This is a genomic window from uncultured Negativicoccus sp., from assembly GCF_902480485.1.
In the GTDB taxonomy this organism is placed as follows: domain Bacteria; phylum Bacillota; class Negativicutes; order Veillonellales; family Negativicoccaceae; genus Negativicoccus; species Negativicoccus succinicivorans.
Genome location: NZ_CABSTC010000055.1, coordinates 1 through 8,089, shown reverse-complemented (window position 1 = coordinate 8,089; position 8,089 = coordinate 1). Strand labels below are relative to the sequence as shown.

The 8,089-nt window shown below is 51.7% G+C and carries 11 protein-coding genes and 1 tRNA gene; 5 read left to right on the top strand and 7 right to left on the bottom strand.

Annotation, left to right across the window (positions count from 1 at the left end):
• Nucleotides 1-256: 256 nt before the first annotated feature.
• Together ahpC and RDN69_RS05245 are read left to right on the top strand one after the other, a co-directional pair.
• Nucleotides 257-820, top strand: a complete 564-nt coding sequence (gene ahpC / locus RDN69_RS05250) for an alkyl hydroperoxide reductase subunit C (protein WP_273259357.1) — start codon at nucleotides 257-259, stop codon at nucleotides 818-820.
• A gap of 147 nt (nucleotides 821-967) precedes the next feature.
• Nucleotides 968-1,059: transfer RNA gene (locus tag RDN69_RS05245), tRNA-Ser, on the top strand.
• Between the two features lie 117 nt (nucleotides 1,060-1,176).
• Here RDN69_RS05245 and RDN69_RS05240 read toward each other — a convergent pair.
• On the bottom strand, nucleotides 1,177-1,677 hold the full coding sequence (locus RDN69_RS05240) for a flavin reductase family protein (protein WP_273259358.1): 501 nt from the start codon (nucleotides 1,675-1,677) through the stop codon (nucleotides 1,177-1,179).
• A gap of 159 nt (nucleotides 1,678-1,836) precedes the next feature.
• Here RDN69_RS05240 and RDN69_RS05235 point away from each other — a divergent pair, with 159 nt between their 5' ends.
• The 3 genes from RDN69_RS05235 (at nucleotide 1,837) to citC (ending at nucleotide 3,672) form a co-directional block, all read left to right on the top strand.
• The gene (locus RDN69_RS05235) at nucleotides 1,837-2,121 is read left to right on the top strand and encodes a hypothetical protein (RefSeq protein ID WP_273259359.1); all 285 of its coding nucleotides are present in this window, start codon (nucleotides 1,837-1,839) and stop codon (nucleotides 2,119-2,121) included.
• Nucleotides 2,122-2,173: 52 nt separating this feature from the next.
• Nucleotides 2,174-2,389 carry a hypothetical protein gene (locus RDN69_RS05230; protein WP_273259360.1) on the top strand — a complete coding sequence of 72 codons (216 nt, stop codon included), beginning with the start codon at nucleotides 2,174-2,176 and terminating at the stop codon, nucleotides 2,387-2,389.
• A gap of 230 nt (nucleotides 2,390-2,619) precedes the next feature.
• Nucleotides 2,620-3,672 (top strand): [citrate (pro-3S)-lyase] ligase, encoded by a 1,053-nt coding sequence (gene citC / locus RDN69_RS05225; RefSeq protein WP_273259361.1) that lies wholly within the window; start codon nucleotides 2,620-2,622, stop codon nucleotides 3,670-3,672.
• An 85-nt stretch (nucleotides 3,673-3,757) separates the two neighbouring features.
• On the opposite strand, the gene RDN69_RS05220 is transcribed toward citC, so the two are convergent.
• From RDN69_RS05220 to RDN69_RS05195, 6 genes are all read right to left on the bottom strand, one after another.
• Nucleotides 3,758-4,999 (bottom strand): iron-containing alcohol dehydrogenase, encoded by a 1,242-nt coding sequence (locus tag RDN69_RS05220; RefSeq protein ID WP_273259362.1) that lies wholly within the window; start codon nucleotides 4,997-4,999, stop codon nucleotides 3,758-3,760.
• Nucleotides 5,000-5,081: 82 nt separating this feature from the next.
• Nucleotides 5,082-5,963, bottom strand: coding sequence for a LysR family transcriptional regulator (locus RDN69_RS05215; protein WP_273259363.1), 882 nt, complete (start codon nucleotides 5,961-5,963; stop codon nucleotides 5,082-5,084).
• Nucleotides 5,964-6,000: 37 nt separating this feature from the next.
• The gene (gene radC / locus RDN69_RS05210; protein ID WP_273259364.1) at nucleotides 6,001-6,696 is read right to left on the bottom strand and encodes a DNA repair protein RadC; all 696 of its coding nucleotides are present in this window, start codon (nucleotides 6,694-6,696) and stop codon (nucleotides 6,001-6,003) included.
• Nucleotides 6,696-7,265: a nucleoside triphosphate pyrophosphatase gene (locus RDN69_RS05205; protein ID WP_273259365.1), complete on the bottom strand. Its 570-nt coding sequence runs from the start codon at nucleotides 7,263-7,265 to the stop codon at nucleotides 6,696-6,698. The genes radC and RDN69_RS05205 overlap by 1 nt, the downstream gene beginning before the upstream one ends.
• The gene (locus RDN69_RS05200) at nucleotides 7,265-7,534 is read right to left on the bottom strand and encodes a DUF4321 domain-containing protein (RefSeq protein WP_273259366.1); all 270 of its coding nucleotides are present in this window, start codon (nucleotides 7,532-7,534) and stop codon (nucleotides 7,265-7,267) included. The genes RDN69_RS05205 and RDN69_RS05200 overlap by 1 nt, the downstream gene beginning before the upstream one ends.
• Nucleotides 7,534-8,089, bottom strand: a 556-nt coding sequence (locus tag RDN69_RS05195) for a hypothetical protein (protein WP_288218324.1), incomplete at its 5' end; no start/stop codon positions are given. The genes RDN69_RS05195 and RDN69_RS05200, both read right to left, overlap by 1 nt.

The window sequence follows — 8,089 nt, the reverse complement described above, 5'->3', positions numbered from 1 at the left end:
GTTGCCTTTATGTACACGATTTACCATATTAACAGCGTCGGTTTGAACATCGGTAACGGGCTGGTCCTCGCTGTGGTTTTGTTTTGCATCGCGATCGATTGCTACCGCTATGCCAAACGGCGTGCCACCGAAGATAAACACGATTTGTACCGTAAATAAATCGAAAATATCTGTCGAACTATATTGATTTATTTGCATATAATGACTATACTAAAGGTAAGAATCATTCATATTAACAACAAGGAGGAATGTAACAATGAGCATGATCGGAAAAAAACTGCCGGAGTTCAAGGCAGATTATTATCAGGCGGGCGAATTAAAGCAACTCACCCATGAGGATGTTTTGGGAAAATGGGCGGTATTCTTCTTTTACCCTGCCGATTTCACGTTTGTATGCCCGACAGAATTAGCTGACGTGGCGGATCACTATGAAAAACTGCAGGAATTAGGCTGCGAAGTTTACAGTGTTTCGACCGATACGCATTTCGTTCACATGGCGTGGGCGAAAGAATCCCCGAGCATTCAGAAAGTCCAATACAAAATGATCGGTGATCCGACCGGCAAATTGGCTCGTTACTTTGATGTCATGGACGAAGCGGAAGGCAGCGCGCAACGCGGTTCGTTTGTCATCGATCCCGAAGGCGTCATCCAGGCCCTGGAAATTCACGCGGACGGCATCGGCCGTAATGCGGATGAATTGGTTCGCAAAGTGGAAGCGGCGCAATTCGTTGCCGAACACGGCGACCAGGTCTGCCCCGCGCGCTGGCACAAAGGCGCGGAAACCTTGAAACCGGGTAAAGATTTAGTCGGTACGATTTAACTTTAAAAAGCCACCCTTAGGTGGCTTTTTTGTGTCGTGCAGTAAGCGCGATCGCGCGACAGCAAAGCAACTTTTTTGTATTCCGGTGCAGAATAAAATTGACAATCGCCTCTAAATTCGCTACACTAGGAGAGTATTCATGCACGCGGAGAGGTGTCCGAGTGGTTGAAGGTGCATGATTGGAAATCATGTGTACGGCGCAAACCGTACCGGGGGTTCGAATCCCCCTCTCTCCGCCATTTACTTTCGGTCAGTACCGTCAAGTAAATGAATTACGAATAATATCAAAAGGCCCGCGATATCGCGGGCCTTTCTTATATGTCTGCCAATATCAACGCAACACCGGGCGCGAGCGCTTATTCTTTCACGAGGACTTTTTCTATTTCGCCGATGTACATGTCATGGAAATCGCTGTCAGGATAATGCTTGTCAATGATTCCTGCGTCGATAAATCCGGTGGGAAGCAGCGGCGCCTGATATAATTTGCGGCAAACGACCACAATCTCAGCTTCCGCAAAGTAGGTATAGTCTTCTTCAAATACGGGAGTAAGACCGACTTTGGCGACTTTATCCTCATCACGCCCCGAATGGCTGCCCAAGTAGCCCATCTCTTTTTTATAGCCGCCACCGAAAAGAGAGAGCGTGTACCGATCCGCACGATCAACAAATTCTTTAGTGTAACGTTGCGGGCGGATATAGACGATCGCCGTCGGGCGTTGCCAAATGACCCCGACATGTCCCCAGCTTGCGGTCATCGTATTGTAGCCTTTGGCTTCATCGCCGGCGGTCACCAGCCACCATTCGTTACCGATCATTTGCGGAGTGACTTGCAGTTCTGTTACGGAAATTTCACGCATAATAAGCCTCCTTCGAGCATTTTCTTTTATTATACAACCACTGGAAAATCGAGTCGATTTTCCAATTCGCGGTTTATGCCGCACGAAGAACGGCCGTTTTTCAATGCGCATGCTATAATGAATACAGATACATCATAAAGTAGCAGAGGAGGAATACCTATGAGTTGTCCACATAGTAAGTACGATGTCACCAAAATGGATCCGCATGAACGCGCCCGCTATGAGTCGGCGATGCGGCATGTCGAGGCCGCCAAGGCGGCGGGAAAGTCGACGGATGAATGCCATACGATTTTTCAAACGATCATGAACCGCAAATGGGATGATCCCGTGCCGAATGACGAGGCGCACCGCGACTACGCAAAACGGGTAGAACGCGCAAAAAAAGCGCGTGACAACGGCGCCGGTTGCAAGGAAATCGCCGCGATTTTGCATGGCGAAAAATAAGAATATAACTTTTCCATATAGTGGCGGAACGATTCTGCCCGAAAGGATCCATATGCATTGTGAACACCATGATCACGATACCGCGCCGGTGACCGCTGCCGAAAAGGCTCGCTCGGAACGCGCCACGCGCGAAGATGACGCGTATTTCGACGGCGTGGTCCGCAACGACCCGCCGGAAACGATCGTTCGACATGATGATGTCCCTCATGATGAAAGCGAAGACGATGCGCATCAGGAAGGCGTTGTCGTTCGCCATGACGATGCCTAAGCAGGCGAAATTGACACGAAGGAGCCGGACATTCGGGGAAACGCGAGCGATCACTACGCGCGCGGACCGGTGACAGCGTCAGTCATATCATAAATAAAAAAACAAAAGGGCCCCGGTTCACTTGGGACCTTTTTGCTTTCTTATTTCCCACATGCCGCGGGGAAACCGCGCGTGTCCCAAAAGCTGTGAATTTGGTATAATAAAGTAAACCTATGCAAAGGAGATCGCTTATGTATACAGAACGTGAAATCAACTTACAAGACGCTGCCATGCACCAACGCCTGATAGATTTTCTGGCCGGCTTTGAATTGACTTTTTCGGGGAATATTGACTATTCCATGGGGATCTTTGACGGTGACCGCCTGATCTCTACCGGCTCGCTGAGCGGCCGTGTTTTGCGCAATATCGCCATTGATCCGGAGTACCAGGGAAAAGGTCTGACGCACCGCATTCTCGACCATCTGATGGCGGAAGCGAAACGGCGCGGGATCACCAGTTATCAGATCTTTACGAAACCGGAAAAAGTACCGGTTTTCGAACACTCCGGCTTTACCTGTGTCGCGAAAGCGGAGCCGTATGCCGCGCTGCTGGAGTACGGCGATGATACACTGGCGGAATTTTTAGAAAAAACGAAAAAAATCGTCGGTGAACCGGCCGGTCCGGTGCGCGGGTCCATTGTCATGAACTGCAATCCGTTTACCAAAGGCCACCGTGCTTTGATCGAGTACACATCCCAACAATGTGATGATGTCGTATTGTTCGCCGTGCAGGAAGACCGTTCGCTCTTCCCGTTTGCGGATCGTTTAGAATTGATTCGCAAAGGAACCGCCGATCTCGGCAATGTCAAAGTAGTTTCAGGCGGCGATTATATTATTTCGAACGCCACATTCCCGACGTACTTCATCAAAGGCACGGAGGCGCTCGACGCGCAAACGAAACTCGACGCGACCGTGTTCGCGGAAAAGATCGCGCCGGCGCTCGGCATCACCGTTCGTTTCGTCGGCGAAGAACCGACCGACAATACGACCAGCGCGTATAATTCGGCGCTTGGTAAAGTATTGCCGATGAACGATATGGATTTCAAGATCATTCCCCGTATCCAAAAATCGGGCACTATCGTCAGCGCCTCTAAGGTGCGCGCCGCACTTGCCAACGATGATTGGGAAACGGTCGAGACGATGGTTCCGCAAACCACGTTGGACTACCTGCGTTCGGACCGTGGCGCCGCCGTCATCGAAAAAATCAAAAAAGACGCGGCGGCCAAAGCCAAACAAAAAGAATAAAAATAAGTACAAAAAAAGACGTCCGCACGGACGTCTTTTTTTATTTAATGACTGCGCCGAGGTTGGCAAAGCAGCATATTTACGCTTACTCTGTCATGGGCGATACGGTCGGTCTCAGCTGCGACACCGGCTGATAGTTTTTCAGATATTCGACGGCATCCGCGTAAATGCGCTGCACGTCATCCCGCGTCAAGACCTTAAAGCTGCCGAGCTGCGGACGACCCGCCATCGCGCGATCGGTCAGCTCTTCCAAGTTGAATTCGATATCTCGAACTTCCTGCGAGGCTACCGGACCGAGCATATCGATTTGGGCAAAGAACTCTTCCGTAAAACGAATGCCTTCCAGCGCGATTTCTTCCTGCGTGCCGAAATCGCGTTCAATGTTCCAGACGGTTCTGCCGTACCGATAGAAACGATGCACATCGGCCGTGTAAACGTATCTCGACCATGCGCACCAAACGGCCGCCATGCCGACGCCCGAAGAAATATTGTACAAACCCAGCAATTCCTTTTGCAATTCATGAACGGTAATATCCGCCTCGCCGTTGCCGGAACCGGTCAAATCGTTATGCGCCAGCGCGCTCGCCCACATGACATTGGCTCTGGCGTCATAATTATTCATTTCCGTCAGGATGGTCTGCGCGTTGCGGATCAATACGCGCAGCAGCGCTTCACAGATATTATCCGTCAGCTCCATCGTCGAATTATGCGTAAAGTAGTGTTCCATCGTCATGATCATAATTTCGGAAATGCCGCTGTACAGTTCCGCTTTGGAAAGCGGGTACGTCAGCATTGGATTCATGATCGCAAAGCGCGGCCGTGCGCCCACCACATTGATAATGCGGCTGACGCGCTGCACTTTATTAGTCAAATGGGTTACCGCGCTCATTTCGCCGGAACCCGCCATGGTGGTCGAAATAACGCCTACCGGCAAAACATCTTCGGCAACGCGTTCGCGGGTGAAATAATCCCAAATATCGCCGTCGTTGACGATGCCGATCGCGATAACTTTCGCAAGATTGACGACCGCAGGACCGCCCAGCGCAAGTATAAAATCCACATCTTCAATCCGACCGAGAGCAATCCCTTCGTTCGCCTTGCGGCGTGTCGGCGGCGGGTATACTCCGCCGATATCGTTGTATAAAATGCCCGCTTCATCCAACGATGCCTGCACGCGCTCCAATAAGCCGTGGCATTGGCTACATTGTCGGCCATGAATAATCAAGACCTTATGTGCGCCTTCTTTGCGCAACAGCTGACCGACTTCACGCTCACGATCCGATCCGAAAACAACCTTTGTCGGAACGTGATAAGTAAAGTTCTTCATGGAATTCTCCTTTAAAAATACTATTAAGTGATAATAATCTAACTCTATTATATGCTTGTCCTATGGGAGCGTCAAACAAGGTCTAATTTCGCTCGCGAATAAAATCGCAGAACTTCTGCGCGATCGTCGTCAATTTGCGATCTTTGACCGTATAAATATGTTCCGCGCCCATGATTTCTTCCGTCGCAATCGGCATGGTGGTAAGACCGATACCGGCATCCTCCTCCGGTTCGCCCATAATCACCGCAATCCCCATGTTGCGCCGCGCCCAATGCATCGCAAACAGATTCGTGCTGCAGACAACACGAATGTCCTGATGCAAGCCGCGTTCCCGGAAAAAGCTTTCCAGGCGGGGCGCCAGACTGCGCGTCACGCAAAGCGGAACACCGGCGAGATCCTCAATGGTCAAAGGCTGCAACGGTTTTTTGAGCCATTGCTGCTGATTACTCATCACGGCGGAAAGTGACCGGTAGCGAATGGTGAGTAACTCAAATAAATAACCGCGCGGAATCGGCTCATTCATAACGCCGATATCGGATACTCCGTTTAACAGCGTTTCCGCCTGTTGATCCACATTGCCCTCGGAAAAAATGGAACGAAACTGCGGATTCTCTTCCGTAAACGGCTTTAAATACGTGTCGATAAAGCCGTTTACGGCACCCGGTGTAATCGCGATGCGCAAAGTACCTTCCTCGCCCTGCGCCACACTTTGCACCTCATACTTGAGTTCGTCCGCCAAACGGATAATATCTTTGGCGCGGCGATAGAAAAGCTGCCCCGCTTCGGTGAGCTCGATGCGCCGACCGCCGCGGTGCGTGATGATCAAATCCGCCTTGTAATTGGTCTCAATTTGCTTCAATTGCGCGCTTAACGCGGGCTGTACCATGTTCAGTCGCTTCGCCGCCTCGGTCAATGTCTGCGAGTCGACCATCATAATAAAATTGCGAAAATATTCGATATCCATGCGCGTGCTCCTTTCCCATTGCTTTCCCCGGCAATGGTCAAACAGAAGGCCGGAATAAATGTTCCCGACGCAAGCTTACAAATTTTCCCGCACCGATGATCACATGATCGAGCACCGGTATATTTAATATTTCACCGGCGGCGTTAAACCGCTCGGTTAGTGCGATATCCGCGCCGGAAGGCGTCGGATCACCGCTCGGATGATTGTGCACCAGAATCATCGCCGCCGCGTTCCAACGGATCGCGTCTTTCATCGCCAGCCGCACATCGGCGACGCTTTGATCCAAACTGCCGCGTGACTGTTCCACCGCGGCGAGCAAACCGTTTTTCGTGTTCAGATAGCAGCAGTAAAACACTTCCTGCGGCAAATCCCGCAACCGCGGCAGAAAATACCGCGCGACCGCCTCCGGATCGGAAAAATCGCTGCGCGTTTGCGGTTTACGTTGCGCCAGACGTTTCCCCAATTCAATCGCCGCGCAGAGAGTCGCCGCTTTACTGACGCCGATGCCTTTAACCGTCAAAAGATCCCGCCAATGGAGTGAGCCGTAGCGTGACGGATCGCCTCCGATCCATTGGTCTTCGACCGCGCGCGCGAGTTCGATCACCGACTGACCGGGAATCCCGCTTTTTAAAATCAAAGCAATCAGCTCCACTTCGGTCAGTTGCTCCGGCCCCTGCGTCAAAAGCTTCTCGCGCGGCCGCTCTTCCTCTGTCAAATCGCAAATGCGTGCCATTACCATTCCACTCCGTTTTCCGTGAGCAGCCGATACGTCGCATGTAAGGGCAAGCCGACCACATTGGTGTAACTTCCGGTGATGGCGGAAATCGTCAATGCCGCCGTTCCCTGAATGGCGTAAGCGCCGGCTTTATCCGTCCATTCGTCGCCGGCCAAATACGTTTCCAGCAACGCTTGCGGCCAAGGTTCCATCTTGACTTTGGTGGTTACCGCCCGCGTGATCGCTTCTCCCGAAGACAAAAGCAACGCCAGTCCCGTAACGACATAGTGCGTCCGACCGCCGAGCGCGGTAAGCATGGCTCTCGCCATCTCCCGATCGCGCGGCTTACCGAATACCTCATCACCGCAAACCACCAGCGTATCCGCGCCCAACACCGCCAGCTGCGGCATGCGGGAAATCGCCTCGCCGGCGCGCGCCTTGCCGAGCGCCTGTTCCTGCACCAAGGCCGCCGGGTCATGTTCACTTCGGTTGCGTTCCCGATACTCCGGCGTAATCACGGTAAAATGAGCGCCCGCTTTTGTTAAGAGCTGTTTACGGCGCGGTGATGCCGATGCCAAAATCCACATTAGAGCCTCCGAAATACCCATACGGCAATCATCATGCCGATTACGCTTAATAAATTCGGCGCGAATCGAATGCCGAAATCAATTTCGAGTATCAAGAGATTTAAATGAATATTTTGAAAGTCAAGCAAGGTATACTGCCGAACTAAGTACGGCATGATGCCGGAGAAGGAGGCTGACCCCAAAAGATCCGCCAAAATCCCGCCCAAAAGCGCGCCGACAAAAAGGAATAAAAGCAGCATCAAGATGCCGCGAGTACCACTCCAACGCATTACTTCGCCTGCTTTCTTGCGGCTTTCAAACGCTCGACTTCATCCATACGTTTGCTTTCGTCCAAAAGCACATGGTAGGTGGTTTCCTCTTCGGTAATCCCCACCCGCCCCGGCAAGTATTCATTCAAGCCGAGTAAAAATTGCGGTTCCGCTTTAAACAATGCGCGACCGAATTGCGGTTTTTTGCCCGGGCGCGGAATCTTACAGAAAAGCGCGTACAACGGGCGGGAGTCCAACAGTGAATACCAACGCCATTTGTAGCGGAACTTCACGTTATTTGCGACCCGCGCTTTGTGCGTATGCACACCGTAAAGACAGTCGTACGGAATTTCCGTGCGATGCGTGCGAAACCAGGTGCGATATTCGCAGATCAGCGCCGTATCCGTCAAACGCAAGTGGTAACTGGTGAGCGCCTGCCCCAGTAAATAGTAGAGCGCAAACAACACGAAAACAATGCTCGCGTAATCAATGCTCCCCCAGAAACTTTGCGTCTCCTGATAATGATCCATCATGCGCCCCAGATCCCAGATGAAAAAGACCGCCACCAGAAAAGCG

Excerpts from the sequence above, each read along its gene's own strand:
- RDN69_RS05235 (WP_273259359.1), top strand. The coding sequence starts at position 1,837 with ATGAGTTGTCCACATAGTAAGTACGATGTCACCAAAATGGATCCGCAT.
- RDN69_RS05200 (WP_273259366.1), bottom strand. The coding sequence starts at position 7,534 with ATGCGTTGGAGTGGTACTCGCGGCATCTTGATGCTGCTTTTATTCCTT.
- RDN69_RS05240 (WP_273259358.1), bottom strand. The coding sequence starts at position 1,677 with ATGCGTGAAATTTCCGTAACAGAACTGCAAGTCACTCCGCAAATGATC.
- RDN69_RS05215 (WP_273259363.1), bottom strand. The coding sequence starts at position 5,963 with ATGGATATCGAATATTTTCGCAATTTTATTATGATGGTCGACTCGCAG.
- citC (WP_273259361.1), top strand. The coding sequence starts at position 2,620 with ATGTATACAGAACGTGAAATCAACTTACAAGACGCTGCCATGCACCAA.
- RDN69_RS05205 (WP_273259365.1), bottom strand. The coding sequence starts at position 7,265 with ATGTGGATTTTGGCATCGGCATCACCGCGCCGTAAACAGCTCTTAACA.
- radC (WP_273259364.1), bottom strand. The coding sequence starts at position 6,696 with ATGGCACGCATTTGCGATTTGACAGAGGAAGAGCGGCCGCGCGAGAAG.
- RDN69_RS05220 (WP_273259362.1), bottom strand. The coding sequence starts at position 4,999 with ATGAAGAACTTTACTTATCACGTTCCGACAAAGGTTGTTTTCGGATCG.
- RDN69_RS05230 (WP_273259360.1), top strand. The coding sequence starts at position 2,174 with ATGCATTGTGAACACCATGATCACGATACCGCGCCGGTGACCGCTGCC.
- ahpC (WP_273259357.1), top strand. The coding sequence starts at position 257 with ATGAGCATGATCGGAAAAAAACTGCCGGAGTTCAAGGCAGATTATTAT.